This is a genomic window from Nonomuraea rubra (assembly GCF_014207985.1).
GTDB lineage: Bacteria > Actinomycetota > Actinomycetes > Streptosporangiales > Streptosporangiaceae > Nonomuraea > Nonomuraea rubra.
Window position 1 is genome coordinate 452,243 of sequence record NZ_JACHMI010000001.1, and the last position, 26,901, is coordinate 479,143.

Sequence of the window (26,901 nt, forward strand, 5' to 3'; positions counted from 1 at the left end):
GGCATGATTCGGGCGGGTCCCGCGGCGGAGACTGCGGTATCACCACTTCTCCCGGAGGTTCCGCCATGAGCACCACCACTGTCGTGAGGACCGAGCCGGCCCCGCCCGTCGTGCACACCGCCGCCATGCTCTGGTTGTCGGCCGTCGCGTTCGGCGCGTTCGAGGCCGTGCTGATGATCGGCAAGCTGCTGTACGACGGCACGCCGGTGCTCGGCCTGCTGCCCCAGGCCGGGTTCCGGCTGGCCGTGTTCGCCGGGGCGGTGTTCCTGGCGCTGAAGCTGAAGGGCGGCGTGAACTGGGCCCGGTGGACGCTGGCCGGGACGCTCGGCGTGTTCGGCACGGTCTCGCTGGTGAAGGAGCCGATCGAGTGGCTGCTCGCGGGCGGCTCGATCGCCGAGGCCGTGGCCGGGGCCGACGCGATGGCGTGGGCCTTCACGGCCAGCCGGGTGCTGCACGTGCTGGCCGTGCTCGGGGCGCTGGTGCTGATGTTCCAGCCCAGGGCCAACGCCTACTTCAGGTCGGCTTGAGCGGCGGCCCGCGGCTCCGGCGCGCGCAGGTTGCGCACGCCGGGTGACAGCAGCGCGGCCAGCGTGGAGATCACCACGATGACCGCGCAGCCGAGCAGCGACTCCTCGGTGCCGAACCAGCCCGCCGCGGGCCCTGCCAGCAGCAGCCCGATCGGGCCGAACATCATCGAGCCGAGAATGTCGTACGAGCTGACCCGCGACAACGACTCCGCCGGGATCTCGCGCTGCATCGTGGTCTGCCAGAGCACGCCGAACACGTCGAAGCACACGCCGAACACGAACGCGCCCGCCACGATCACCCAGAGCGGCGCGTCGAGCCCGAGCAGCAGGTACGGCAGCGCGGTCGGCAGGCAGAGCAGCACCCCCACCAGGATCGGGCGGCTCGGCCGCAGCCGCAGCGAGATCAGCACCCCGGCGATCGTCCCGACCGCCTCCCCGGCCAGGAACCCCGACCAGGCCAGCGGCCCGCCCAGGCTCTCCTTGGCCAGCAGCGGGCCGAGCACGCCGTGCGCGGCCTGGACGGCCATCACCAGCAGCGAGAACTGCGCGACCACCACCCAGATCCACTGCCGCGAGCTGAACTCCCGCCACCCGTCGCGCAGGTCGGCCAGCACCGAGTGGGCCTCGCCCCGCTGCCGGTCGCCCGGCTCCAGCCGCAGCAGGGCGACCAGCACGCCTGCCACGGCGAACATGGCGCCGCTCATCACCAGCGCCCAGCCCCCGCCGAACAGCACCACCATGCCGCCGCCGAGGACCGCGCCCGCCACCCGCGAGGCGTTCGCGCCCAGGCCGAGCAGCGCGTTGCCGGTCTGCAGCCGGTCCACGGGGACGACCTCGGGGATGATCCCGGTCAGCGCCGGGAACGTGACCGCCGTCGCCACCCCGGCCAGCGCCGCCGCCGCGATCAGCGCCGTCAGCGGGGTCCAGCCGGTGAGCAGCATCGCGCCCAAGGCGAAGAAGCCCGTCGCCATGAGGAACTCGCCCGCCATCATCACCCGGTGGCGCGGCAGCCGGTCCGCGATCACGCCGCCGACCAGCATGAACAGGATCATGGGCAGCGACTCGGCCGTGAGCACCGCCGACAGGGTGGAGGCGTCGGCGCCGGGCAGGTTGAGGATGCCGAACGCCAGCGCGACGGGGGCGAACGCGCCGCCCAGCACGGAGATCGTGCGCGCCGACAGCAGGAGCGCGAAGCGGCGGTCCCTGAGCAGGCCGAGATCACCTAGAAAACCGTGCATTTTCGCAAACCCCCTGAAAACAGCCAAACCCCACTATTCTGCCGCAAGGAATCCGCGCTGTCGTATGGATATTTATTGTCACCCGGGCAACAAGACCGGTCGCGGAATGTGCCGGGGGCTGGCAAGAATCGCGCCTGCTTCTCCCGTAATTTGCTAGGTCCTGCTCACGGCGAGGGGACCAGGCATGCGCGACATGTTGATCGCCCAGGTGGCCCGGTGGGCCCGGGAGATCCCGCAGGCGCCCGCGTACACGTTCGTGGACCACCTCGGGGGCGGCGCGCGGCACACGCTCACCTGGCAGCGCGCCGACCTCAGGGCCAGGGCGCTGGCCGTGCGGCTGCGCGAGCTGGCCGGGCCGGGTGACCGCGTGGCGGTGCTCGTGCCGCAGGGGCTGGACTACGTGGTGGCGATGCTGGGCACGATGTACGCCAGGCTCGTCGCGGTACCGCTGTTCGCGCCGGGGCTGCCGCGGCACGGCGAGCGGCTGGCCGGGGCGTACGCCGACGCCGACCCCCTGATCGTGCTGACCACCACCCCCGCGCTGCCCGGCGTCGAGGACTTTCTGGCCACCGCCCACGCCCCCAAGCACGTGCTCGCCGTGGACACCGTCTCCGACCTGCTCGCCGACGAGTGGGAGGCCGAGCCGATCGGCCCCGGCGACCTGGCCTACCTGCAGTACACCTCCGGCTCCACCCGCGCGCCCGCCGGGGTCGAGATCACCCACGGGAACCTCACCGCCAACGCCACCCAGCTCTGGGAGCTGTTCCGGGCCAGGCCCAGGACCTCGGTGGCGGCGCTGTGGCTGCCGCTCTTCCACGACATGGGCCTGGTCGCCACCGTCGCGATGCCGATGATGGGCGGGAACCAGGCGGCGTTCATGGACCCGGTGGCGTTCGTCATGCGGCCGGTGCGCTGGTTGCGGCTGCTGTCGGAGTTCGGGGACGTCTACACCGCCGGGCCCAACTTCGCCTACGAGTACACCGCCGCCCGCGTCACCTCCGAGGAGAAGGCCGGGCTGGACCTGTCCGGGGTGCGGGTCATGCTGAACGGCGCGGAGCCGGTGCGGCCCGGGGCGATCGAGGCGTTCGACGCGGCGTTCGCCGGGTGCGGGCTGCGGCCCGAGGCGCACACGCCCGCGTACGGGCTGGCCGAGGCCACCGTCTTCGTCACCGCCACCGGGCGGGACGAGCGGCCGGTGGTGACCGTCTTCGACCGCGACGCGCTGCGGGACGGGCGCGCGGTGCCCGCCGGCGCCGGGTCGAGCCTGGTGTCGTGCGGGCGCCCCTACGGGCAGCGGGTGCGCATCGCGGGCGTCGCGGGTCGGGCCCTGCCCGACGGCGAGGTGGGCGAGATCTGGGTGCAGGGCCCGAACGTGGCCCGCGCCTATTGGCGGGATCCCGCGCGCAGCGCGGAGGTGTTCGGAGCGGCGCTGGAGGGTGCGGACGGGACCTGGCTGCGCACCGGGGACCTGGGGGTGCTGCACGACGGGCGGCTGTACGTGACCGGGCGGATCAAGGACCTGATCATCGTGGACGGGCGCAACCACTACCCGCAGGACGTCGAGGCCACCGTGCAGGAGGCGCATCCGGCGGTGCGGCGGGACCGGGTCGCGGCCTTCTCCCTGGCCGGCGACGAGGGGGAGCGGCTGGTCGTGGTGGCCGAGCGGTCGCGGGCAGGGGAGTCCGCCGGCGTGGAGGAGGTCGGGCGGGCGGTCCGGGCCGCTGTCCGGAAATATCACGATCTATCGGTGCACGACTTCGTGCTGACCGGCGCCGGGACCGTGCCGCGGACGTCGAGCGGGAAGATCGCCCGGCGGGCCTGCCTCCAGGCGTACCAGGAGGGTCTGTTTGTTTGAGCGGGCGGGCCGTCTGGTCTACCGGAGCCGGTGGACCCTGCTGGCGCTGACCCTGGCGGCGGCCGTCCTCGTCGCGCCGCTCGGCCTGGAACTGTTCGGCCGCATGGCCGACGGCGGCTTCGAGGACCCGCGCGCCGACTCGACCACCGCCGCCCGCTGGAACGACGACTGGTACGGCGGCCACGCCCCCGACGTCGTCGTCCTCTACCGGCATCCCTCGGTCAAGGTGCGCGACGCCCGGTACAAGGCCACCGTGCACGACTCGCTGCGGGCGCTGCCGGGACGGCACGTGCGGTCGATGGCCACGTACTGGACGACCGGGTCCAAGAAGATGGTCTCCGAGGACGGGCACTCGACGTACGCGATCGTCACGCTCAAGGGCGACCGGCAGCGCGCCTACGCCGCCATCGCCGACCGGCTCAGGAACGTCGACAACCTCTACGTCTCGGTCGGCGGCTCAGTCCCCCTCCTCGGCGAGCTCAACGACCAGACCGCCGCCGACCTCGCCCGCGCCGAGGCCATCTCCATGCCCGTGCTGCTGGTGCTGCTCGTCGTCGTCTTCGGCAGCCTCGTGGCCGCCGGGCTGCCGCTGGTCGTGGGGCTGCTCGCGGTCCTCGGCGCGCTGGTGCTGCTGCGGCTGCTCACCTCCGTCACCGAGGTGTCCGTCTTCTCGCTGAACGTCGTCACCATGCTCGGGCTCGGCCTGGCCATCGACTACTCGCTGTTCGTGCTCAAGGCGTTCAGGGAGGAGATCGCCCGCGGGGCCACGAACGAGCAGGCCGTGGTGCGGACCATGGCCACGGCCGGGCGCACCGTGGCCTACTCCGGGCTGACCGTCGCCACGGCGCTGCTGGGGCTGCTGCTGTTCCCGCAGATGTTCCTGCGCTCGATCGGGCTCGGCGCCGCCGCCGTGGTGCTCGTCGCGGTGGGCGCCGCGCTGGTCGTGCTGCCCGCCGTGCTCGGCGTGCTCGGGCCGCGCGTGAACGCCCTGCGCATCACCCCCGACTTCGGGCCGCGCAGGGAGGGCGGGCTGTGGCACGCCGTGGCGTCCAGCGTGATGCGCAGGCCCGTGCTGTACCTGGTGGCGGTGAGCGTCGTGCTGGTGGCGCTGGCGGTGCCGTTCCTGCACGTCAAGTTCGGGAACGTGGACCACAGGGTGCTCCCGGCCGCGTCCGAGAGCCGCCGCGTCGCCGAGACCCTCGACCGGGACTTCGCCCGCAACGCCATGGCCGCGATCGACGTGCACGTCCTGGTCGAGCGCTCCTTCACCGACGCGCCGCCGCTGCCCGGGCCCCTCGGCCGGGGACACACGCCGATCAGCGCCGTCACCCCCGTCAGCCCCGCGGACGTCCGGCCGCTGGTGCGGCGGCTGGAGCGGCTGCCCGGCGTCACGGACGTCGAGGTGGCGGGCCTCTCCCAGGCCAACGGGGCGGTGCGGCTCGCCGTCCGCTACGCCTCCGACCCGATGTCGGACGAGGCCAGAGCCCTCGTACGGTCGATCCGCGCCATCCCGCCCGAGCCGAACGTGCGGCGGGTCGTGGTCGGCGGGCCCACGGCGGCCCAGCTGGACCTCCAGGACAGCCTGGTCGCCACGCTGCCGTGGATGGCGCTCGTGGTCTGCTCGGTCACGGCGGTGCTGCTGTTCGCCGCGTTCGGGTCGCTCGTGCTGCCCGTCAAGGCGCTGCTGATGAACGTGCTGTCCATCGGGGCCTCGTTCGGCGTCATCGTGTGGGCCTTCCAGGACGGCCACCTGGCCGCCGCCCTGAACTTCACCTCCACCGGGTCCATCGAGGCGACCGTGACCGTGCTCATCCTGGCCGTGGTGTTCGGGCTGTCCATGGACTACGAGCTGTTCCTGCTGTCGCGGGTGCGGGCGGAGTGGGTGCGTACGGGGGACAACACGGCTGCGGTGGCCGCTGGGCTGCAGCAGACGGGCGGGGTGATCAGCAGTGCGGCGCTGCTGCTGCTGGTGGTGATCGGGGCGTTCTCCACAGCCGGGATCACGATCGTGAAGTTGCTCGGGGTGGGGATGTTCGTGGCGATCGTGGTGGATGCGACGCTGGTGCGGGCGTTGCTGGTGCCTGCTTCGATGCGGTTGATGGGTGGGGTGAACTGGTGGTTGCCGCGGTCGTGGCGCGCGTTCCACCACCGCATCGCCCTCCACGAACCCACCCCCGCCTCCGCCCCCGTTCCGGTGCAGCCACCTGCGCCCGCCCGCCTGCCCACGGCCGCGCCCTCGCCTCGATCCGCGCCCGCGCCCGCGCCTGCGCCCGCGCCTCGATCCGCGCGCATCTCCGCACCGGCGTCCACACCGGCGCCCGCGCCCGCGCCTGTGCCGCGCCTCGCCGCCGGTACTCCGTCCGGCGGGCGGCTGACGAGAGCGATCGCGCAGGCGGCTGAGGGCGTGCCGCCTGCGGTGACCGTCAATGGGCGGCCGGCCGTCTTCGGGGCGGACACCGATCCCGTGCCGCTCCCCGCCGCGTCCGCGCAACCCGCCGCCCAGAGGCTTGCGGGCGAGCCGGGCGAAGGTGGTCAGGCTGGGCGGCGGGCGGGGTGGGTGCGGGTGGAGGAGAGGCGGGCCCGCGTGGTCCGGGGGCTGCCGGGCGGCGGGTGGACGTGGGTGGAGGTGGACGAGTGAGCCTGACCGTCACCGGGGCGCGGCGGCGGCCCGCCAGGGCGTGGGCGCTGTTCCTCGTCACGGGCCTGGCCGGCTTCATGACCACGCTGGACAACACCGTCGTCACCGTCGCGATCCCCAGCATCCAGCGCGACCTCGGCGCGGGCCTGGCCGCCCTGGAATGGGTGGCGACCGGGTACATCCTGACGTTCGCGGGCCTCATGCCGGCCGGCGGACGGCTGGCCGACGTGCACGGGCCTCGGCGGGTGCTGCTGGCGGGGCTGGGGACGTTCACGGCGGCCTCCCTCGGCGCGGGCTTGGCCGGGGAGGTCGGGGTGCTGGTCGCGGCGAGGCTGGCACAGGGGGCCGGGGCGGCGTTGATCCTGCCCGCGACGCTGGCCGTGCTGGCCGGGCGGGAGGAGCGGCAGCGCTCCATGGGGGTGGCCGTGTGGATGGCCTCCGGGGCGGCGGCGCTGGCGCTCGGGCCGGTGGCGGGCGGTTACGTCAGCGAGCACGCGCACTGGAGCTGGGTGTTCCTGGCCAACGTGCCACTGGGTGTCGCGATCATGGCGCTGGTCGCCATGGCACTCCCCGATGGCGCGGCCGTGGCACTCCCGGAGGGCTCGGGCGAGGGGCCGGGCGGGATCGGGCGTGCGGGTGGCCGTCCGGGCGGTGGGCGGGAGCTGGACGTGGCCGGGGCGGTGGCGTCGGTGGTGTTCCTGGGGGCCGGGACGTTCGCGCTGACTCATGGCGTGGCGCACGGGTGGACGTCGCCCGCCGTCGTGGTGGCGGTGCTCGGGTGTGCGGGCGGCGGGGTGGCGTTCGTGGTGGCCGAGCGGCGGGCCCGTGAACCGATGGTGGAGCTGAGGCTGTTCAGGGTGCGGAGCTTCTCGGGCGGGGTGGCCGCCCAGGTGCTGTGGGGGCTCGGGGTGAACGGGGTGTTCTTCTATACGGCGATCTTTCTGCAGGGGGTGCTCGGGTTCACGCCGACGGACTCCGGGATGGCGTTCGTGCCGCTGGCTTTACTGGTCGTGATCGTCACGCCGCTCGCGCCGCTGGTCGAGCGGTGGCTGGGGGCGGGGCGGACGGTGGCGGCCGGGCTCGTGCTCGTGGCCGGTGGGATGGCGCTGGCCGCGACGCTGGAAGCGGGGGACGGGTGGGGGCGGCTGCTGCCCGCCGTGTGCGCCATCGGGGTGGGTTCGGCGCTGACCATGCCGCTGGGGTCGGCGGTGCTGGGCGCCGTGCCGGAGGCGAGGGCCGGGGTGGCGGGTGGGATCTTCTCCGTGAGTCGCGAAATTTCGGGACTCTTTGGGATCGCCGCTGTCGGGGTGATCGTGCACGCCGCGGGCGATTTCGCCACCGGGTACGCGGCCGGGCTGCTGGCGGCGGCCGGGCTGGTGCTGGCCGGGGCGCTGATCAGCCTGGCGACCCTGCCGTGAGCCCATGGCGGCCGGGGGCGGGCACGTGAAGGTGGCCGTCCTGGGGCTCGGGTCCCGAGGGGACGTGCAGCCGTGCGCGGCGCTCGCCCGTGAGCTGGCCACGCGCGGCCACGCGGTCACGCTGGTCGCGCCCGGTCGGTACGCCTGGCTCGCCCGTCACGGCGCCGGGAACGTCGTTCCGGCCGGCGATACAGGGTTCGAGGTGGGATTCGCGGCGTTGAGTGTGGATCCGGTGGCGGTGGTGGAGAGCGAGGAGGGGAGGCGGTGGCTGGGGAGCGGCCCGCTGGGGTTCGTGCGGGGGTTCAGGAGCGTCGTCGAGCCGCTGGCCACCACCCTGGTCAAGGAGGTGGACGCCGCCTGCGCCGGCGCCGACCTGGTGCTCGCCCCCGCCCTTGGCGCCTTCGGCCGGCACCTGCACGACCGGTACGGCACCCCGTACCGGCTCCTGCACTTCCAGCCCGGCGAGCCGACCGGCGAGTTCCCCAACCCGCTGGTGCGGTGCGCGACCCTGGGCCCGCTGGGGAACCGGGCCAGCTACGCCGTGATCGAGCGGCTCGGCTGGCTGGTGCTGGGCCGCATGGTGAACCGGCTGCGGTCGAGCGTCCTGGGTCTGGAGCCGCTGCGCGGGAGTCCGTTCGCGGCAGATCGGCGCGCGCGGGTCCCGGTGTTGTGCGGGGTGAGCCCGCACGTCGTGCCCCGCCCGGCCGACTGGCCGGCGCACGTGCACCTGACCGGCTACTGGCGCCTGCCGCCCGCAGGAACGGGCAGCGGCATCGAGGACTACCTGGAGGCGGGAACGGGCAGCGGCCTCGACGATTTCCTGCGGGCGGGGCCGGCGCCGGTGTTCGTGGGGTTCGGGAGCATGGTGCCGGACGAGCCGGAGCGGGTGGCGGCCGAGGTGGCGGGGGCGCTGCGGCGGGCGCGGATGCGGGGGGTCGTGCAGGGGCTGCCGGTCGCGGAGGACGACGACGTGCGGGTGGTGGGTGAGGTGGCGCACGAGCGGCTGTTCCCGAGGACGGCCGCGGTGGTGCACCACGGCGGCGCCGGGACCACGGGCACGGCGCTGGCGGCGGGGGTGCCGAACGTGGTCTGCCCGTTCTTCTCCGATCAGCCGTTCTGGGGCAGGCGGGTGGCCGCGCTGGGAGCGGGCCCCCGGCCGTTGCCCGTGACGGAGCTGACCAGGGACGAGCTGGCGGCGCGGCTGATCGTCATAGGTGAATATCGGGAGAACGCCGCACGACTGGGACGGCTACTACGTGTTGAGCATGGCGTGAAGAACGCCGCAGATCTCATTGAACGTCCTTGATCGTCCGGATATTGTTCATATGCCCACGATCACCCCCTGGAAGTTAGGTGCCATGAGACGGCGGCTACGGCAGGCATTCATCATCGGTCTCACCCTCTCGCTGCTCGGCATCGGGGCCACCGCCGCGTCGGCGGAGGACGGCGACAGGAACTGCAACGACCAGCTGCCTCCCGGCACCCCGTCGTACGTGGTGTGCACCTGGCTGAACACGCCGGAAGAGGCCCTGGACACCGCGCTGTTCTGGCTCGGCAACGACGGCGAGAACATGGAGAACGCCGCCCCGATCCCGCCGATCATGATCGACTGCGGCGAGGCGGGCAACGAGTGCCCGACCGACGCCGAGGGCGACGGCCAGCTCCACGACGTCGACTCCCCTGACGTTCCGGGCGCCGAGGACGGTGGCACGCCGGAGTGCCAGAACGGCGAGCAGTGCTACGTCGACCCGAACTCGATCACCGCCGCCGAGAAGACCGCCGCCCAGGCCACCCCGGCCGGCCAGGCCACGCAGACCATGGCGCAGACCCAGACCACCATGCGGGTCTGGATCGACACCGAGCTCGCCGACGACTACAAGGCCGGCAAGCTCGCCGAGGCCGCCAAGAGGGTCGCCGCGCTGGTCGCCACGCAGCCCGGGGTCGTGGGTGTCCGGTTCACCTCGCAGCTCGGCTACAACCAGACCTTCGCCACGGCCGAGGAGCTGGACAAGTTCGTCTCCGAGACCGCGACCACGCTGCGCACGCTGCTGCCCGGCAAGAAGCTGGCCGCGCACACGGTGGTGCCGGTGCTCGGCTGCGGCGCCGACCAGGCCTGCACGGCCGAGCTGGCCAAGAAGTACCCGCTGCTCGACCCCGAGCGGATCGGCGCCTGGCTGAGCAAGGGCTACCTCGACCAGCTCGCCCTCGACAGCGGTCACTTCGCCACCGAGTACGCCACCTGGAAGATCGACGCCACCGCCGCCCAGCGCAACCAGTGGGCCCAGGTCCAGGCCCGCGCCTGGGACGCCTACGCGCAGATCGCCGCCGAGGACGCCTCGTTCGCCGCCGCCGGCTCGTCCGCGCTGACGGAGGAGCAGGTCACCAAGGCGATCGCCGAGCGGATCGCCGCGCCGCTGCGGGACGACGCCGCCGAGACGGTCACGCTCTGGTCGCGCTGGCAGAACGACCAGGGGCAGGTCAGCCGCGTGTACGGCGAGAAGTGGGCCGGCAACACCACGTGGGAGCAGCTCAAGAAGCTCGGCACGATCAAGCCGCGCCTGGCCACCGTCTACGACCCGGCCCACCCCGAGGTGGACCTGGCGACGGACCTGAAGAACCTGTCGGAGGTCTTCGGTCAGGTGTACCTGCACACCTCCTGACCTCATGACCGCGGCGGAGCCGGGCGCCCGGGTGGCGCCCGGCTCTCGCCTTTTCAGCCGAAGTAACCGTTCACGGTGGCGTTCGCCTGGTCGAGCGACTTCACGTCCGCCTTGAACGAGAAGATCGCGTCCATGGTCTCCGTCATCGTCGCCGTGATGTCGGCCCAGTGCTCGGCGATCGGGGCCAGGTGCGTGGTGCCCTCCTGGACGTGCATGGTGAACGGCTTGACGTCGATCCACGCGTCCTTGAACGCCTGCTCCGCCTTCACCGTGGCCGTCTTGATCGCCGGGAAGACGATCGCCTCCTTGGCCACGATCTCCTCCTGGCACGCGGGCGAGCCGAGGAACTTGACCCACGCCCACGCCGCGTCCGGGCTGTCGGTGGAGGCGGAGATGTTGTCGGCCAGGCCGTTGAAGAGGCTGGCCCGCTTACCCGTCGGCCCGATCGGGGTGGGCGCGAGAGCCGACTTGACGCCCTTCAGGTTCCAGTACGTCTTGGTGTTCCAGCTTCCCTCGCTGACCATCGCGTACTTGCCCGCCCCGTACGCGTCGATCTGCCCGACACCGGAGTTCACGATGTCCATGGTCGGCATGTACCCCTTGTCGATCAGCGAGGTGAACCACTTGACGGTCTCCTTGAACTTGGGGTCGGCGTAGTTGAACTTCGTGGGCCACGGGTTCTGGTCGCCGTACTGCCACCCGTTGCTCATCGCGTACTGGCTCCACTCGGTCTGCCCGAAGCCCGCGCCGCTGCCGTTCAGGCCGAGGCCGTAGGTGGCCACCTTCGTCTTGTCGAAGCCGGGCTCGTCGCCGCGCTTGCCGTTCTTGTCCACGGTGAGGCGGGCGATGACCTTCTCGTACGTGCCGCCGTCCTGAGGGTTCCACGTGAGCTCGGCCATCTCCTCGGGCTTGATGCCGGCGTCCTTGAGCTTGTCGGTGTTGTAGATGGTCGCCACGGTGTCGAAGTCCTTCGGCAGCCCGTACCGCTTGCCGTCCTTGGCGACCCACAGGTCGGCCAGGCCGTCCTGGTAGATCGACAGGTCCACCTTGTCCTTGGCGACCTGGTCGTCCAGGGGCAGGATCTGGCCCTGGGCGGCGAGCTCGGGGTAGCGCGACAGGTGGCCGACGAAGACGTCGGGGGCGGTGCCGGAGACGAAGGCGGTGGTCAGCGTGTTCCAGTAGTCGTCCCAGCCGTACTGGGTGATCTTGATGGTGTAGTTCGGGTTCGCCTTGTGGAAGGCGTCGGCGCAGGCCTGGTACTGGGGCTGCTGGGCGGTGTCCCAGAGCCAGTAGTCGATCGAGACCGGCCCGGCGGCGGCCTGCGGCTCCTCCTGGGCTCCGCATCCGGCCAGCAGCAGCACCGCCGCGCCCGTGACGGCAAGACAACGCTTCATCACAACAACCTTCCGTGGTGGGGGGACGGCGCTCACTTGACGCCGGTGTAGCCGATGGAGTCGATGACGCGGCGGCCGAGCAGGGCGAACAGCACCATGATCGGCAACGCGGCGAAGAGGGTGGCGGCCATCAGACCGGCCCAGTCGGGGCTGCCCTGCGGCGTCTGGGATCGGAAGACGCCCAGCGCCACCGTGAGCACCCGGACGTTCTCCGCCTTGCCGACCAGGAGGGGCCAGAAGTAGTCGTTCCAGCTCGTGATGTAGGTGAGGATGGCCAGCGTGGCGATGGGCCCCCGGCTCATGGGCAGCACGATCCGGAAGAACGTGCGTACGTGCCCGGCGCCGTCGATGCGGGCGGCCTCCTCCACGCTGGCGTTGATGCCGAGGAAGAACTGCCGCAGGAAGAACACCGCGAACGGCGTCATGAGCAGGTGCGGCAGCACGATCCCGAGGAAGGTGTTGAGCAGACCCAGCTCCTTGATCAGCACGAAGTTGGGCAGCGTGGTGAAGATCGGCGGCACCATGAGCGCGGTGACGAAGAGCGTGAAGACGGCGTTCCTGCCGGGCCAGCGCAGCCGCGCGAAGGCGTAGGCGGCCAGCGCGCCGAAGAACACCTGCCCGGCCGTGGTGAGCGTGGAGACGACGATCGAGTTGCGCAGGTACAGCCAGAAGTTGACGGTGCCGCTCGACCCGCCCTCCGCCACCGCCTCCGCGGTGCTCGACAGGCCGAGCACCCGGCGGTAGGCGCCGAGCGTGAAGTCCACGGGCAGCAGGTCGGCTGCTCCCGCGGCCAGCGCGCGGGTGTTGGAGAAGGACGTGCGCAACATCCAGTAGAACGGGAACAGCGTCACCAGCATGACCAGGCCGAGCACGGCCCAGCCGGCCACCCTGCCCCAGCGGATCCGGGCCATCACGCCCCCCTCAGGTCGGACTCGCCGGCGCGGGAGAGGCGTAGCTGCAGGTACGCGATCCCGGCGAGCAGCACGAACAGCACGGACGACAGCGCGGCCGCGTAGCCGAAGTTGAACCGGTTGAACGCCAGGTCGTAGATGTAGAAGTAGATGACCCTGGTGGCGTTGATCGGCCCGCCCCCCGTGGTGACCGCGATCGTGTCGAAGACCTGGAAGGAGCCGATCACGCTGAGCACCATGACCAGCGCCATCACCGGCCGCAGCAGCGGCAGCGTGACCCGCCAGAACGTGCGCCACTCCGAGGCCCCGTCGATGGCGGCGGCCTCGTACACGCTGGGTGGGATCATCTGCAGCCCGGCGAAGATGAGCAGCGCGGTGTAGCCCATGTGCCGCCAGGTGTTGATCCCCGCGATGGTCGGGATGGCCAGGTCGGAGCCGAAGAACGCGACCCGGTCGAAGCCCAGCCACTCGATGACGTTGTTGACCACGCCGAGCTGGAAGTCCAGCATCCAGAACCACAGCAGGGCCACGATCACGTTCGCGACCAGGTACGGCAGCAGCACGATCCCGCGCACGAGCATGGACCTCGTCAGCCGGTACAGCAGCACGGCCAGCAGCATGGAGATCACCGTCTGGGAGACGATGTTGAGCACCACGTACTCGGCGGTGACCTTCAGCGCGTTCCAGAACAGGCGGTCGCCGAACAGCTTCTCGTAGTTCTCCAGCCCGATGAAGCGGGGCGGCGTGAGCACGTTGTACCTGGTCAGGCTGAGGTACGCGCCCCGGATCGCGGGCCAGAGGTAGAAGAGCGCGAAGCCGGCCGCGGCGGGGAGCACGAACAGGACGGCGACGGGCAGGTCACCGAGGCGGCGTCGGAAGGGGGGTTTGGGAGTCCTGGGCACTGTCCCGGGCACTGTTCCGGATGGGGTGCGGGGGGCGGCGCGGACGGTATCACTGGTCAACTGACCTCCTAGTGCCCGCCGGCGGTTCGTTCAGCGGTGCAACAGCAGATGCTGGAGAGCGGTGACGGCCGCTCCCCTGGCCCACTCGTTGAAGGCGAAGGGCTTGACGGCGACCCGTACGGGGCCGGCCGTCCAGTGCGTGTGGGCGGCGAGGGCGGCGTGGAACGCGTCCGCGCACACCTCGTACATGTGGACCGACTCGCCGGACAGGACGACGAGCTCCGGCCCGGTGATGTTGGCGACGGTGGCGACGACCTGGCCGAGCGCGGCGCCGGCCTCGTCGAGCACGCGGCGGGCGACGGGGTGGCCGTCGGCCGCCAGCGCCAGGCAGTCGTCGAAGGTGAGCTCGGGCCGGTCGATCGTGGTGGCGATCGAGCGGCGGATGGAGGGGGAGGAGGCGTACGCGCGGGCGCAGCCGCGGTGGCCCCGCTCGCACAGGGGACCGCGGTCGTCGATCTGCAGGTGGCCCACCAGGCCGGTGGCGCCCGACCGCCCGGTGACCAGCCGGTCGCCGATGACGAGCCCGCAGCCGAGGCCCGCCCCGACGGTGACCAGCGCGAACGACGAGTGCCCCACGCCCGCGCCGAACCACTGCTGCACGGCCGTCAGCGCCCGCACGTCGTTGTCCAGCACGGTCGGCACGTGCACGGCCCGCTCGACCAGCTCGGCCAGCGGTAGCTGGCTCCAGCCGAGGAACGGCGAGGTGTGCACGACGGGGTCGCTCGGCGTGGCGGTGCCGGCCAGGCTGATGCCGACGGCCGACAGGGGCCGCTCCGGCACGGTCAGCTCCTCGACCGCCTCGACGATCCGGCCGAGCACGTGCTCGATGCCGTGGTCCGCGAGCGGCCTGGACGTCTCCCCGTGCACGGTGGCCGACAGGTCGGTGCGCACGGCGAACAGCTCGTCCTCGGTGAGCTTGATCCCGACGAACGACATGCGCGAGGCGTCCACCTGCAGCGGCTGCGAGGGCCGCCCGACGGTCGCCGGGCCGTCCTCGCCGGTGGCCTCCAGCAGGTAACCCGCCTCGATGAGCGGCCTGGTCAGCTTGGTCAGCGCGGACGGCGACAGGGCCAGCCGCCGGGCCACCTCCGCCCTGGACAGGGGACCGTGCACGAGCAGCTCGACGAACACCGATCTCATGGCGTCGGTGAGCCGCACAGGGTCCGTGGCGGGGTGTGAGAACACGGGGCCATGGTTGGGCTTATTAGTTCTCGTTGTCAAGTAAAGCCGTGGTGTGGATCACAGGTTCCTGGGTAAGGTGCCGCTCTTTCATTGACCGGGTGCATTAAAGCGGGTTAGTCTCCAGCCGCCTGATCGAACCAGCTCGGGGGACGCCGATGCCCGTAATCCCGCTCGACGACCACCATTGGGCGCTCACCACGCCCGCCTCCACGTACGTCGTAGGCGTGGAGATAGACCCGGACACCGGGGAGGCCGCGCCGCGGCAGACGTACTGGGGCCCGCGGCTCTCCGCCGAGGCCGCGCGGGAGGCCACCGGCCTGCCCGGGCGGCACGTCTCCAGCTTCTCCACACCCGGCGAGGCCGAGGAGCTGCTGCCGGTGGACGGCGGCAAGCGGTGGGGCTCGCCCTCGCTGCAGGTCGCGTTCGGCCACACGCGCTCGCTGGAGCTGCGCTTCACCGGGGCCGAGCGGCACGACGAGGGAGGCGGCGCCGAGCGGCTGGACGTGCTGCTCGCCGACGCCCACCACCCGTTCGAGGTCGTGCTGTCGCTGCGGGTCCGCGACGACACCGACGTCATCGAACGCTGGACCACCGTCAGGGCCGGGGCCGAGGTCACCGTCACCCGCCTGGACTCCGGCAACTGGTTCATTCCCGACGCCCCGGCCTACCGCTACAGCGGCGTCTTCGGCGCCTGGGCGGAGGAGTCGCAGCTCCAGCGCGGCCCGCTGCCGGTCGGCGAGCTGGTCTTCACCAGCCGCCAGGGCATCACCAGCCACGTGGCGAACCCCTGGGTGATGATCGACGCAGGGGAGGCCACCGAGGAGCACGGCGAGGTCTGGGGCGTCGCCGTGGCCTGGAGCGGGAGCTGGCGCCTGACCACCACGCAGCGGCCCGAGGGCGGCGTCTGCGTCTCCGGAGGCTTCGGCCACGACGGCCCGCGCTGGACGCTCGCACCGGGCGAGGAGCTGGTCACACCGTCCGCGCTGGGGCTCTACAGCACCGGCGGGTTCGGCGGGGCCAGCCGCGCCTGGCACGCGTACGCCCGCGGGCACGTGCTGCCGACCCCCTTCGAGGAACGGCCGGTGCTGTACAACTCGTGGGAGGCCACCACGTTCGCCGTCACCGAGGCGCACCAGCTCGAACTGGCCAAGACCGCCGCCTCGCTCGGCGTCGAGCTGTTCGTGATCGACGACGGCTGGTTCGGCCGCCGCGACGACGACACCACCTCGCTGGGCGACTGGTTCCCGCATCGTGAGCGGTTCCCCGACGGGCTGCGCGGCATGCTCGACGGCATCCGCGACCTGGGCCTGCGCGTCGGGCTGTGGGTGGAGCCGGAAGGGCTGAGCAAGGAGAGCGAGCTGTACCGGGCGCATCCCGACTGGGCGCTGCACCTGGAGCACCGGCGCCGCGACGAGAAACGCGGCCAGCTCGTGCTCAACTTCGCCCGCGACGACGTACGCGAGTGGGCGCTCGGCTGGCTCGACCGGCTCGTCACCGAGCTCGGCCTCGACTACCTCAAGTGGGACATGAACCGCCCGTTCACCCAGGCCGGCTGGCCGGAACGCGGCGCGGACCAGGACCGGGTCTGGATCGAGCACACCCGGGGCGTCTACCGGGTGATGCGGGCGCTGCGCGAGCGCCATCCCGGGCTGCGGATCGAGTCGTGCGCGGGCGGCGGCGGGCGCGTCGACTACGGGATCCTGCGCTACACCGACGAGGTCTGGCCGTCCGACAACACCGACGCCCGCGACCGGCAGACCGTGCAGCACGGGTTCTCCCAGCTCTACCCGGCCGGCACGATGTCCGCCTGGGTCACCGACTCGCCCAACCCGACCACCCGGCGCGCGATGCCGCTGCGTTACCGCTTCCACGTGGCGATGGCCGGCGTGCTGGGCGTCGGCGGGAACCTGTCGGAGTGGACCTCCGGCGAGCTGGAGACGGCCGCCGAGCTGATCGCCCAGTACAAGCGGGTACGCAGGACCGTGCAGCACGGCATGCAGTACCGGCTGGCCGGCACGCCGGGGCAGGAGCGCTCGGCCGTGCAGTACGTGCTGGACGACCAGGTCGTGGTGCTGGTCTACAACCCGCTCGGCAACGCCAAGCGCGGCCCGCGCACGCTCCGGCTGACCGGGCTCGACCCGGACGCGCTGTACGAGCTGGAGTCCGACGGCTCCCGCCGGCACGGCGCCACGCTCATGGGCGCCGGCATCCGGCCGGCCGCGTGGGAGCCGATCGGGGCCGACCACCGCAGCGAGCTGGTGGTGCTCAGGAAGCTGTAGATCAGCGAGGCATGTCCTGGCCGTTAGGGTCTCGTGGGAGTGCGCAGTGGACCTGTCGCCGCTCGGGCGGGGCATGAGAGTTTGAGCCATGGACGGGTCATCGGCCGGAGCGCGCGGCGGTGGCCCGCGTGGGGGTTTCACTGGTCATGAAGGGGGCTCCACCATGGTCGAGAACTTCGCCGAACTGCCGGCTCCGTCGTCCGTACGGCTCATCGACTTCGAGGAGGCGCGGGTCGTTCCCGGCATCGTGCCCAGGTCGTTCATCCTGATCGTCAGCGGTACGAAGCCGTACCTCAACATGTCGGTCTCGCTCTCCCCGCTGGTCTACATCCAGCAGCCGGAGTACTGGGGCATCGAAGTGATCGGGTCGCTGCCCGGCATCGGGCTGCCCGCCACGGCCCCGTACACGGTGTCGCTGCCGCTCGACGGCATCCTCGGCACCAAGGGGATCGAGGTCATCGGGGCCGGCAACCGCAAGACGTTCGACGTGCCGTAGGAGGCGATCTCTCGTATGACGCGGGCTTGGGACGCGATCGCCGGCGAGGCCGTGCGACGCGCCCTGGCCTGCGTGGACCGGCCCGCCTACACCGTCCTGCCCGGCGGGGCCGCGCTGCCGCAGATCCCGGGCCCGGCCGTGGTCGCCGGCATGCTGGAGCGGCTGGAGGTGGAGCCCGGGCACCGGGTGCTGGAGATCGGCACCGGGTCCGGGTTCTCCGCCGCCGTGCTGTCGCGGCTGGTGGGGGCGGGCGGGCACGTCACGTCCATCGACATCGACGCGCGGCTCACCGGGCGGGCCGCACGCCTGCTGGCGGACGACGGGTGCCGCAACGTACGGCTGGTCACGGGCGACGGCACCCGCTGGGCTCCCGCCGCCCCGGCCGCGAGCGATCAGCGGCGTCGGCGTTCCGGCGCGGGTTACGACCGGGTGATCGCCTGGGTCACGCCCGTACGCGTCCCGGACGTCTGGGTGCGGCAGTCGGCGCCGGGGGCGGTGATCGTCACCCCGGTGCACCTCGCCCCGCTGGCCCGCGCCATGGCCGTGGTACGCCTGCGCCGCGGCGCCGGCCCCGACCGGCTCGCCGCCGACCTGCTGATGCCGGGCGGCTTCGCCGAGGCCAGGCCCGAGCCACCCGGCCAGTGGCCGGTGCCCTCCTACGGCGTGGACGCGCTCACCCGCGACGCCGCGGGCCGGATGTGGTGGGTGGCGGCCGAGTGGCTGCGCGCCCACGAGCCGGCCGTCGGCATGCGGCTGCTCGAACTGATGATCACCGACGGGCGTGGCGGCACCGGCTGGCCCGGCGCCGCCGACCTGCACGCCTACCTCCTGGCCACCCGCCCGGAAGGGCTGACCACGGCCGCCCTCGGCGACCAGGGCTGGGGCATCGGCTGCTCGGACCCGGGCGGCGTGGCGCTGGCGGGCGTCTCGGGAGACCTGTTCGTGGCGGGCACCCCGGCCGCGGCCGAGCGGCTCGACCGGTGGGCGCTGGAGTGGCGCGAGCGGGGCCGGCCCGGCATGGCCGACCTGACGCCGCGCCTGCACCGGCGCGGCTCCGGGTGGGACGTGCGGGCAGCCGCCCCCTAGGCCCCGAGCGCCTTGCGGATCATCGGGTACGAGCTCTTGAACTCCCTGATCCAGTACGGCCAGGTGTGCGTGCCGTTCCCGTACAGGTGGAGCGTGTGCGGGATGCGCAGCTGCTTGAGCCGCTTGCTCAGCGCCTTGCCCGTGTACGCCGAGATCGGCTCGCCCAGGTGCGCCGGATGCCACGGCGAGCCCGGCGGGTCGAGCGGGCCGTTGAAGCTGTTGGTGCCGCTGGAGAGGTAGAGGGCGACGCCCCTGAGGTTCGCGGCGAGGGCCAGCGGGTCGTTGGCCGCCCACACCCGCTTGTTCCGCTTCGGGTCGCCCCACAGCGCCAGCGGGTCCTGCTTCTCGCTGGCCTGGGCGTTCATGATGATCGCCGGGATGCCGGGCAGGCGGGTGGCCAGGATGCCGCTGTACGCCCCGGCGAAGCGGAACATGCCGGGGTTGCGGGCGGCGTACTTGACGGCGCCGTACGCGCCCATCGACAGGCCCGCGATCGCGCGGCGGCCGCCGGCACGGTAGCCGACCTCCAGCAGCCGGCGCACCTCGTAGGTGTGGAACGTGGCCCACGCGGGCGGCCCGCCCCTGCCGCCGTTGTACCAGTCCGTGTAGTTGCCGGCGCGGCCCGCCTCCGGCATGACGACGATGGCGTCCAGGTCGGCGGTGTGGGCGGAGACGTCGGTCATGCGGGTCCACGAGGTGTAGTCGTCCGCGCCGCCGTGCAGCAGGTACAGCACCGGCCACGTACGTCTCGCGCTCTTCGACCAGCCCTGGGGGAGGAGCAGCCGGACCGGCAGCATGCGGCCGACCGACGGCGAGGAGATCAGGATGTCCAGGGTGCGGGCGTCGAGGCGGCGCTCGCGCACCACGCGGGCCGGCCCTGGCAGCGCCTTCTGCCACGGCAGGTGGCCGGTGTCCCTGGTGGGCTGCGCCGTCGGCTTCGCGCTGGGCTGAGCCGAGCCCTCGGGGACGATCGACCAGTCCGGGTCGGCGCGGGCGGTGGAGACGCCAGGGGCGGACAGGACGAGCAGCGGCACCGTCGCCACGGCCAGCAGGCGGCGCATGCTTGATGACATGGTCGGGCTCCTTCGCCGGCAGTGCAGGCGAGGGTAGGCGGTGGGGCGGCGGCGCGGCTATGAGCGTCCGTACGAAATTCCGCCCCTCCTTGCGCCACGCCGGATAAATCATCACCGCCGTGACAAAACGCGGCCGAGGAATGTTCCGTCCGGGCCTGACCCTCGCCCCCGGCCCGTGGGTATCTTGGCCGATCACCCCGGATGCATGGGAGCGCTGATGGACGTACCCGGCGAAGGTGAGATCCGCCGCTTCCTCGTCGCGCGGCTCGGCGACGACGTGGACCCCGATCGGCCCCTGGGCGAGTACGGGCTCTCCTCGCGCGAGTCGGTGGCCGTGGCGGCCGAGCTGGGAGAGCTGCTGGGCCGGGAGCTGAGCCCGACGCTCCTGTGGGAGCACCCCACCGTGAACCGCCTGGCCCGCGCGCTGTCCGCCCCCGCCGTCCCCGTACGCGCCGCGCCCCCCGCCGGCGTGCCCGTCGCCGTGGTCGGCGTGGGCTGCCGCTTTCCCGGGGCGCACGGGCCGCGGGCGTACTGGGAGCTGCTCATCGAGGGGCGCGACGCGGTCGGCGAGGTGCCGGCGGGGCGATGGGAGGCGTTCGGGACGGCGACCGCGCGGGCCTCCCGGTACGGCGGATTCCTGGCCGACGTGGCCGGGTTCGACGCGGAGTTCTTCGGCATCGCGCCGGGCGAGGCGGCGGCCATGGACCCGCAGCAGCGGCTGCTCCTGGAAACCGCCTGGGAGGCGCTCGAACACGGCGGCATCGCCCCCGGATCGCTGGCCGGCACGCGCACCGGGGTGTGGACCGGGATCTCCGGCAACGAGTACGCGTACCTGACCACCGCCGACCTGGCCGCCGTGGACGCCTGGACGGCCACCGGCGCCGCGCTCGGCATGGGCGCCAACCGCCTGTCCTACCTGCTCGACCTGCGCGGCCCCTCCATGGCCGTGGACACCGCCTGCTCCTCCTCCCTCGTCGCCACCCACCTGGCGGTCTCCAGCCTGCGCGCGGGCGAGTGCGACCTGGCGCTGGCCGCCGGCGTGAACCTGCTGCTCTCCCCGGTGATCACCCTCGCCTTCGACCGGGGCGGCGGCACCGCGCCCGACGGGCGGTGCAAGGCGTTCGACGCCTCGGCCGACGGGATGGTGCGGGCCGAAGGGTGCGGGGTGGTGGTGCTCAAACGGCTCCCGGACGCCGTCCGGGACGGGGACCGCGTGCTCGCGCTCATCGGCGCCACCGCCGTCAACCAGGACGGCCGCTCCAACGGCCTCGTCGCCCCCAACCCTGAGGCGCAGGAGGCGCTGCTGCGGCAGGTGTACGCCGATCGCGGGCCCGACTACCTCGAGGCCCACGGGACCGGCACGTTCCTCGGCGACCCGATCGAGGCCCGCGCCATCGCCGCCGCCATCCGCACCCCGGTGCTGCTCGGCTCCGCCAAGACGAACCTCGGCCACCTGGAGGCCGCCGCCGGCATCGCGGGGCTCATCAAGACCGTGCTCGCCCTGCACCACGGCGTCATCCCGCCCAGCCTGCACTTCCACCGCCCGAACCCGCACATCCCCTGGGACACGCTGAAGGTCGTCACCTCCCCGACCCCCTGGCCACGGGCGGACGCGCGGGCGGGGGTGTCGGCGTTCGGATTCGGCGGCACGAACGCGCACGTCACCCTGGACGCCTACGGCGTGCGTGCGGACGCCGCCCCGCTCGGGAGCACCGCCAAGCACGTCTTCCTGTTCACCGACACCACCGAGGCCAGGGTCCGGGACCACGCCCGGGTGATGGCCGCCTGGCGGCCGGACGCCGGCCTGCGGGACGTCGCCCACACCCTCGCCCGGCGCGCCGGACGGGGCAGGGTGGCGGCCGCCGTCGTGGCCGGCGACGCCGCCGAACTGGCCGAACGCCTCCGCGACCTGCGTCCCGCACAGGCGACGGGCCCGGGACCCGGCCGGGTCGCGACCGCCGGGCCGGGTGCTGGGACTGGGCGGGTCGCGACCGCCGGGCCCACGCACCCGACGGGCGCGGGGCCGGTGTGGGTCTTCGGCGGCTACCGACCCCACCCTCCCGACCTGGGCCTCTACGACGTCGAGCCCGCCTACCGCCGGACGGTCGACGCAGTCGCCCCGCTGCTCGCCGCCGAGGCCGGCATCGACGTGCACGACCCGCTCCCCTCCGGCGTCGCCCAGATCCAGCCGATCCTCTTCACGGCTCAGCTCGCGCTGGCGGAGACCTGGCGGGCCTACGGGTTCGAGCCGGCCGCCGTGATCGGGCACTCGATGGGGGAGGTGGCGGCCGCCGTGGTGGCGGGCGGGCTCCCGCTGCGGGACGCCGTCAAGGTGATCTGCACCCGGGCCAGGCTTCTCGGCGGCCTGGACGGCGGCGGCGCGATGGCCGTCGTGGGCGTGGGCGCCGGCGAGGTGCCCGCTGATCTTCACGTGGCCGTGTACGCGGCTCCGGGGCAGTGCGTGGTCACGGGCGAGCCGGAGCGGGTGGCGGCGTTCGCGGAGTCGGTGGCGGCGCGAGGGCTGTTCGCCCGGACGCTCACGGCCGAGGGGGCCGGGCATTCGCCGCAGGTCAAGCCGCTGCTGCCGGTGCTCAGGGTGGAGCTGGCGGGGGTCGCGGGGGGTAAGCCCCTGGTGCCGTACTACTCGGTGGTCTTCGAGGATCCCCGTGAGGTGCCGGTGTTCGAGGGGGCCTACTGGGCGGCGGGGGTGCGGCGTCCGGTGCGGCTCATGCAGGCCGTACGCGCTGCCGTCGAGGACGGCTGGAGCCTGTTCACCGAGCTGAGCCCGCATCCGGTGCTGACCGGCGCGCTGCGCGACACCCTCCCGCCCACCGCCGTCCTGACGACCGGCGACCTCTACACGCAGCTCGCGACCGCCGCCACCGCCGTCCCCCCGCGCACCTCGGGGCGCGTCGTGGACGTTCCGCACTCCCCGTGGCACCACGTCCGCCACTGGGCCGGCCCCCTGCCCCGGCCGAACTTTCTGGACGGCAAACTGGTCACAAGAGATTGGGCACCCGCGCCACCACGGGAGGCGGGCTCGTCCCGCGCGTGGCTCATCCTGGCCGATGAGGGGGATGCGCGGGCGGCCCGCCTCCATTCCCTGCTCGGCCCCACCTCCACACTGCTGCACGTCGAACCCGGCACCACGCTGCTCCCCGGCGGGCTCGGCCCGGCGGCGTCCGTGCTCGTGCTCCCTTCCCGGGGACTCGATCCGGCAGGGGCTCGGCAGGTGATCCTGAGGGTCGCCGCCCTCGCAGCGCGCGGCTGCCGGGTCGCGATCGGGACCGAGCGGGCGCAGGCGATCGCGGAAGGCGATCGACCCGATCCGGGGGCTGCGGCGTTGCGCGGGCTGATCCGAGTCCTCGCCCTCGAACGGCCCGAGCTCCGCGCCACCCTCGTGGACTTCGACGACCTCGCCGACCTGGCAACGGAGCTGACCTCCACGGAGGACCCGGGTGCGGGGGGTGGCGTGGCGGATGACGAGGTGGCGTGGCGTGGTGGGGTGGCTAGTCGGGCCGGCGGTGACGCGGACGACGAGGTCGCCTGGCGTGGTGGGGTGCGGTATGCGGCCCGCCTGCGCCGCGTCCCGGCCCCGCCCGCGGGCGAGGCGGGCGCGGTCGTCGGGCCGGGCGCGTACCTCATCACCGGCGGAACGGGCAGACTCGGACGGCTCGTCGCCGGCCGGCTGGTCGAGCGGGGCGCGACCCGGGTCGTGCTGAACGGCCGCTCCGAAGCCGCCGCCGACGGGGTCGTGCAGGTGGTGGCCGGGGATCTCGCGCTGCCCGGCACGGCGGAGCGGCTGGTGGCGGCGGCGACGGCGGGCGGGATGCGGCTGCGCGGTGTGATCCACGCGGCCGGTGTGCTGGACGACCGCCTGATCGCCGACCTGGACCCGGGCAGCCTCGAACGGGTGTGGGCGGCCAAGGTGGTCGGCGGGTCGCGCCTGCACGACGCCACCAGGTCCCTGGACCTGGACTGGTGGGTGGCGTTCTCGTCGGCGGCCGGGATGCTCGGCTCCCCTGGGCAGGCGGCCTATGCGGCGGCGAACGCCTGGCTGGACGGGCTGTGCGAGCTGCGCCGTGCGGACGGGCTGTCCGGCGTCGCCATCGCCTGGGGGCCGTGGGCGGGGACCTCCGCCGGTGCCGGGCTGCCTGCCGTGGAGCCGCTGACGGCGGAGGAGGGACTTGAGGCGCTGGAGTCGCTGATCGGCGCCGGGGTGTCGGCCGGAGTCGTGAAGGTGGACGTCAGCCAAGCAGTCACGATATTTCCGGCCATCAGCCGCATTCCGTACTTCGCCGACGTGACACGCGAACCGGCCACCACCCGCCCGCACGGCCCGTCCGCCGCCGCAGCCGACTCCTTCGGCCGGCCCACGGCGCACGCTGGCCTTGCGATGGCGCACGCTGGCCTCCCAGGGGCGCACGCTGGCCTCGCGACGGTGCAGGCCGGCCTCCCGGCGGCGCTGGCCGGGTCCGCCGGTCCGGTGGATCTCACCACGCTCACGCCTGAAGACGTGTTCGTGCGGGTGCAGGAGCGGGTGGCCGCCGTGCTGGGGATGCCTGCGGACGGGCCGGGCGCGGGTGCGGTGCTGACGGACCTCGGGCTGGACTCGCTGGCCGCGACCCGGCTCCGGGGCACGATCGAGCACGACTTCGGAGTCACCGTGCCCACCGCGCCCATGCTCACAGGTACCACGGTGGGCACCCTCGCGGGCATGGTCGCCTCCGAGCTGGGCCTGGCGATGGCCGCACCCGCCGTCGCGGCCAGGGACGCGGCGGAACGGCAGGTGGTGCGGGTGCTCGCGGCGCTGCTCGGCCGCGAGCCCTCCGTCACGGACCCCATCCCGCCGGACGTGCTGGCCGAGGCGTTCACTGTCCTGAGCCGCGAGCTCGGCAGGCCGGTCCCACCGCCTTCGATGGGCGAGGCGGGCGGGTCCGGCGAGGCCGGGCTGGGCGAGGTCAGCAGGCTGGGCGGGCTGAGTGTGGCGGAGCTGGCCGAGGTGGTGCGGGGGGTCGAGGAGGTGGAGGCCGGGCGAGGGGTGGTGCGGCGGTTGAACGCCGTCGCCGCCGGAAGGCCGCTCTTCCTCGCGCACCCCGCAGGCGGCACCACCGGCGTGTACGCGCTCCTCGCCGCCCACCTCCCCACCACCCCCGTCCACGGCCTCGAACGCCTGGACACCACCCTGGGCATCCCCGAGCGCGCCGAACGCTACGCCGAGGCGATCAAGGCGTCAGGCCCGGGCCCGTACCGGCTGGGCGGGTGGTCGTTCGGCGGGATCCTGGCGTTCGAGATCGCGAGCCGGCTCGGCGAGCCGGACGTCGAGCTGGTGGCCATGATCGACTCGGGCCTGCCCGAGCAGGTGCCCGAGGCGGCCCGCCGCGAGATCGAGGCCCGCCGCTACGCGGACTTCGCGGCCCACCTGCGCAGAACGTACGGCGTGCCGATCGAGCTGGACCCCGCCGAGCTGCTCGACCTGCCGGAGGACGCCCGCACGGCCCTGGTGCGGGCCAGGATGGCCGAGTCGGGCGCCATGGACGCGCTGCCCGGCGCGGTGCTCCGCCACCAGCTCACCTCGCACGAGGACACCAGGGCCATCGAGCGTTACCGCCCCGCCACCCCGTTCCACGGCAGGGTCGTGCTCTACCGCTCCACCGAGCCCACCCCCTGGACCGTACGGGACCCCCGCTACGCCCACGAGGGCGACCCGGCGAGGGGCTTCGGGCCGTACTGCACGGACCTGGAGATCGTCGAGATCCCCGGGGCGCACCACCTCGACCTGCTCGACCCCCCGCACGTCGAGGTCATCGCCGAGCACCTGGGAGGACTGCTATGACGCTGGCACAGGCGGTGGTGGCGGGCGCGGAGCCCGACGAGCTGGCGCGGCTCGACGTGCCCGCCACCTACCGGGCCGCTCACCTGCGCAAGGACGAGGTGGGCACGTTCGACCAGGACGAGCCCGACAAGGACGTGCGCAGGACGTTGCACGTCGGCGAGGTGCCGATGCCGGAGCTGGCCGAGGACGAGGTGCTGATCGCGGTGCTGGCCAGCGCGATCAACTTCAACACGGTCTGGTCGGCGATGTTCGAGCCCATCCCGACGTTCGCGTTCCTGGAGCGGTTCGGGCGTACGGACCCGAGGCACGATCTGCCCACGCACGTCCTCGGCTCGGACGCGGCGGGCGTGGTCGTCAGGACGGGCCGGGCGGTCCGCCGGTGGCGGATCGGCGACCGGGTGGTGACCAGCCCCGCGTACGTGGACGGCGAGGACCCGGTCGTGCAGCACGACGGCATGCTCGCCGCCGACCTGCGGGCCTGGGGCTTCGAGACGAACTTCGGCGGCCTGGCCGACTTCGCCGTGGTCAAGGCCACCCAGCTGCTGCCCAAGCCCCGGCACCTGACCTGGGAGGAGGCGGCCTGCAACATGTTGTGCGCCTCCACCGCGTACCGGATGCTGGTCGGCGAGCGCGGCGCGCGGATGAAGCAGGGCGACGTGGTGCTGCTGTGGGGCGCGACGGGCGGCCTCGGCGGGTACGGCGTGCAGCTCGTGCTGGGCGGCGGCGGCATCCCCGTCGGCGTGGTCAGCTCGCCGGAGAAGGCGGAGCTGCTGCGCAGGATGGGCTGCCCGTACGTCATCGACCGCGCGCAGTTCGACGACCTGGGCGAGGAGAAGGCCTGGCGGCGGCTGGGCGCGGAGGTCAGGCGGCTGGTGGGGGAGGACCCGGCCATCGTGTTCGAGCACACGGGCAGGGAGACGTTCGGCGCCTCGGTGTACGTGGCCAGGCGCGGCGGCGCGGTGGTGACGTGCGGCTCGTCCAGCGGCTACGCCCACGAGTACGACAACCGTCACCTGTGGATGAAGCTCAAGCGCATCATCGGCTCCCACGGCGCGAACTACCAGGAATGCCACGAGGTGAACCGGCTCATCTCGCTGGGCCTGATCCACCCGACGCTCTCCACCGTGTACCCGCTGACCCGGGCGGCGGAGGCGGCCCGTGCCGTGCAGCTCAACCAGCACGTGGGGAAGGTGGGCGTGCTGGCCCTGGCGCCGGCGGAAGGGCTCGGCGTGGAGGACCCCGGGCTGCGGGAACGGGTGGGCGAGGAGCGGCTGCGCCTGTTTCGCCCGCGCTGACCCGGCTTGCGGAGCGGAACGCTCCGCTATAACATCCTCTTATCGGAGCGA

Annotated in this window: 17 protein-coding genes; 11 read left to right on the forward strand and 6 right to left on the reverse strand. The window is 73.1% G+C overall.

Annotation, left to right across the window (positions count from 1 at the left end; all coding sequences use genetic code 11):
• The first annotated feature begins 65 nt into the window (after positions 1-65).
• Positions 66-527 (forward strand): hypothetical protein, encoded by a 462-nt coding sequence (locus HD593_RS02105; RefSeq protein ID WP_185100443.1) that lies wholly within the window; start codon positions 66-68, stop codon positions 525-527.
• On the opposite strand, the gene HD593_RS02110 is transcribed toward HD593_RS02105, so the two are convergent.
• The gene (locus HD593_RS02110; RefSeq protein ID WP_185100444.1) at positions 509-1,765 is read right to left on the reverse strand and encodes an MFS transporter; all 1,257 of its coding nucleotides are present in this window, start codon (positions 1,763-1,765) and stop codon (positions 509-511) included. The two genes, HD593_RS02105 and HD593_RS02110, sit on opposite strands and share 19 nt — an antisense overlap.
• A gap of 184 nt (positions 1,766-1,949) precedes the next feature.
• On the opposite strand from HD593_RS02110, the gene HD593_RS02115 reads away from it, so the two are divergent.
• The 5 genes from HD593_RS02115 to HD593_RS02135 are packed head-to-tail and all read left to right on the forward strand — an operon-like array spanning position 1,950 to position 10,336.
• Positions 1,950-3,620, forward strand: coding sequence for a fatty acyl-AMP ligase (locus tag HD593_RS02115; RefSeq protein ID WP_185100445.1), 1,671 nt, complete (start codon positions 1,950-1,952; stop codon positions 3,618-3,620).
• Entirely contained in the window at positions 3,613-6,258 is a 2,646-nt protein-coding gene (locus HD593_RS02120) for an MMPL family transporter (protein ID WP_221524573.1), read from the forward strand. The genes HD593_RS02115 and HD593_RS02120 overlap by 8 nt, the downstream gene beginning before the upstream one ends.
• Positions 6,255-7,676, forward strand: a complete 1,422-nt coding sequence (locus HD593_RS02125; protein WP_312903313.1) for an MFS transporter — start codon at positions 6,255-6,257, stop codon at positions 7,674-7,676. Before HD593_RS02120 ends, HD593_RS02125 begins: the two co-directional genes overlap by 4 nt.
• 4 nt (positions 7,677-7,680) lie before the next feature.
• Entirely contained in the window at positions 7,681-8,982 is a 1,302-nt protein-coding gene (locus tag HD593_RS02130) for a glycosyltransferase (protein ID WP_221524574.1), read from the forward strand.
• 52 nt (positions 8,983-9,034) lie between these two features.
• The gene (locus HD593_RS02135) at positions 9,035-10,336 is read left to right on the forward strand and encodes a hypothetical protein (protein WP_185100446.1); all 1,302 of its coding nucleotides are present in this window, start codon (positions 9,035-9,037) and stop codon (positions 10,334-10,336) included.
• 53 nt (positions 10,337-10,389) lie between these two features.
• Here the strand turns inward: HD593_RS02135 and HD593_RS02140 are convergent, their stop codons facing one another.
• The 4 genes from HD593_RS02140 to HD593_RS02155 all read right to left on the reverse strand — a co-directional run bounded on the left by HD593_RS02140 (position 10,390) and on the right by HD593_RS02155 (position 14,788).
• Entirely contained in the window at positions 10,390-11,730 is a 1,341-nt protein-coding gene (locus HD593_RS02140) for an ABC transporter substrate-binding protein (protein ID WP_185100447.1), read from the reverse strand.
• 32 nt (positions 11,731-11,762) lie between these two features.
• On the reverse strand, positions 11,763-12,641 hold the full coding sequence (locus HD593_RS02145) for a carbohydrate ABC transporter permease (protein WP_185100448.1): 879 nt from the start codon (positions 12,639-12,641) through the stop codon (positions 11,763-11,765).
• Positions 12,641-13,543, reverse strand: a complete 903-nt coding sequence (locus tag HD593_RS60995) for a carbohydrate ABC transporter permease (protein ID WP_221524575.1) — start codon at positions 13,541-13,543, stop codon at positions 12,641-12,643. Before HD593_RS60995 ends, HD593_RS02145 begins: the two co-directional genes overlap by 1 nt.
• A gap of 90 nt (positions 13,544-13,633) precedes the next feature.
• Positions 13,634-14,788 carry an ROK family transcriptional regulator gene (locus HD593_RS02155; protein ID WP_185100450.1) on the reverse strand — a complete coding sequence of 385 codons (1,155 nt, stop codon included), beginning with the start codon at positions 14,786-14,788 and terminating at the stop codon, positions 13,634-13,636.
• A 152-nt stretch (positions 14,789-14,940) separates the two neighbouring features.
• Here HD593_RS02155 and HD593_RS02160 point away from each other — a divergent pair, with 152 nt between their 5' ends.
• From HD593_RS02160 to HD593_RS02170, 3 genes are all read left to right on the forward strand, one after another.
• Positions 14,941-17,064, forward strand: a complete 2,124-nt coding sequence (locus HD593_RS02160) for an alpha-galactosidase (protein ID WP_185100451.1) — start codon at positions 14,941-14,943, stop codon at positions 17,062-17,064.
• 163 nt (positions 17,065-17,227) lie between these two features.
• On the forward strand, positions 17,228-17,560 hold the full coding sequence (locus tag HD593_RS02165) for a hypothetical protein (RefSeq protein ID WP_185100452.1): 333 nt from the start codon (positions 17,228-17,230) through the stop codon (positions 17,558-17,560).
• A 15-nt stretch (positions 17,561-17,575) separates the two neighbouring features.
• A complete protein-coding gene (locus HD593_RS02170) occupies positions 17,576-18,646 on the forward strand; it encodes a protein-L-isoaspartate O-methyltransferase family protein (RefSeq protein WP_185100453.1) in 1,071 nt (356 codons plus the stop codon).
• Here the strand turns inward: HD593_RS02170 and HD593_RS02175 are convergent.
• Positions 18,643-19,719, reverse strand: coding sequence for an alpha/beta hydrolase (locus tag HD593_RS02175; RefSeq protein ID WP_246546161.1), 1,077 nt, complete (start codon positions 19,717-19,719; stop codon positions 18,643-18,645). The genes HD593_RS02170 and HD593_RS02175 overlap by 4 nt on opposite strands.
• A gap of 217 nt (positions 19,720-19,936) precedes the next feature.
• On the opposite strand from HD593_RS02175, the gene HD593_RS02180 reads away from it, so the two are divergent.
• Together HD593_RS02180 and ccrA are read left to right on the forward strand one after the other, a co-directional pair.
• A complete protein-coding gene (locus tag HD593_RS02180) occupies positions 19,937-25,555 on the forward strand; it encodes a type I polyketide synthase (protein WP_185100454.1) in 5,619 nt (1,872 codons plus the stop codon).
• A complete protein-coding gene (gene ccrA, locus HD593_RS02185) occupies positions 25,552-26,850 on the forward strand; it encodes a crotonyl-CoA carboxylase/reductase (protein WP_185100455.1) in 1,299 nt (432 codons plus the stop codon). Before HD593_RS02180 ends, ccrA begins: the two co-directional genes overlap by 4 nt.
• Positions 26,851-26,901 lie beyond the last annotated feature (51 nt).

Bases quoted from the DNA above. Each gene is read 5' to 3' on its own strand.
- HD593_RS02105 (WP_185100443.1), top strand. From the start codon at position 66: ATGAGCACCACCACTGTCGTGAGGACCGAGCCGGCCCCGCCCGTCGTG.
- HD593_RS02135 (WP_185100446.1), top strand. From the start codon at position 9,035: ATGAGACGGCGGCTACGGCAGGCATTCATCATCGGTCTCACCCTCTCG.
- HD593_RS02170 (WP_185100453.1), top strand. From the start codon at position 17,576: ATGACGCGGGCTTGGGACGCGATCGCCGGCGAGGCCGTGCGACGCGCC.
- HD593_RS02145 (WP_185100448.1), bottom strand. From the start codon at position 12,641: ATGGCCCGGATCCGCTGGGGCAGGGTGGCCGGCTGGGCCGTGCTCGGC.
- HD593_RS02180 (WP_185100454.1), top strand. From the start codon at position 19,937: ATGGACGTACCCGGCGAAGGTGAGATCCGCCGCTTCCTCGTCGCGCGG.
- HD593_RS02160 (WP_185100451.1), top strand. From the start codon at position 14,941: ATGCCCGTAATCCCGCTCGACGACCACCATTGGGCGCTCACCACGCCC.
- HD593_RS02115 (WP_185100445.1), top strand. From the start codon at position 1,950: ATGCGCGACATGTTGATCGCCCAGGTGGCCCGGTGGGCCCGGGAGATC.
- HD593_RS02165 (WP_185100452.1), top strand. From the start codon at position 17,228: ATGGTCGAGAACTTCGCCGAACTGCCGGCTCCGTCGTCCGTACGGCTC.
- ccrA (WP_185100455.1), top strand. From the start codon at position 25,552: ATGACGCTGGCACAGGCGGTGGTGGCGGGCGCGGAGCCCGACGAGCTG.
- HD593_RS02140 (WP_185100447.1), bottom strand. From the start codon at position 11,730: ATGAAGCGTTGTCTTGCCGTCACGGGCGCGGCGGTGCTGCTGCTGGCC.
- HD593_RS02110 (WP_185100444.1), bottom strand. From the start codon at position 1,765: ATGCACGGTTTTCTAGGTGATCTCGGCCTGCTCAGGGACCGCCGCTTC.
- HD593_RS02130 (WP_221524574.1), top strand. From the start codon at position 7,681: ATGGCGGCCGGGGGCGGGCACGTGAAGGTGGCCGTCCTGGGGCTCGGG.
- HD593_RS02175 (WP_246546161.1), bottom strand. From the start codon at position 19,719: ATGTCATCAAGCATGCGCCGCCTGCTGGCCGTGGCGACGGTGCCGCTG.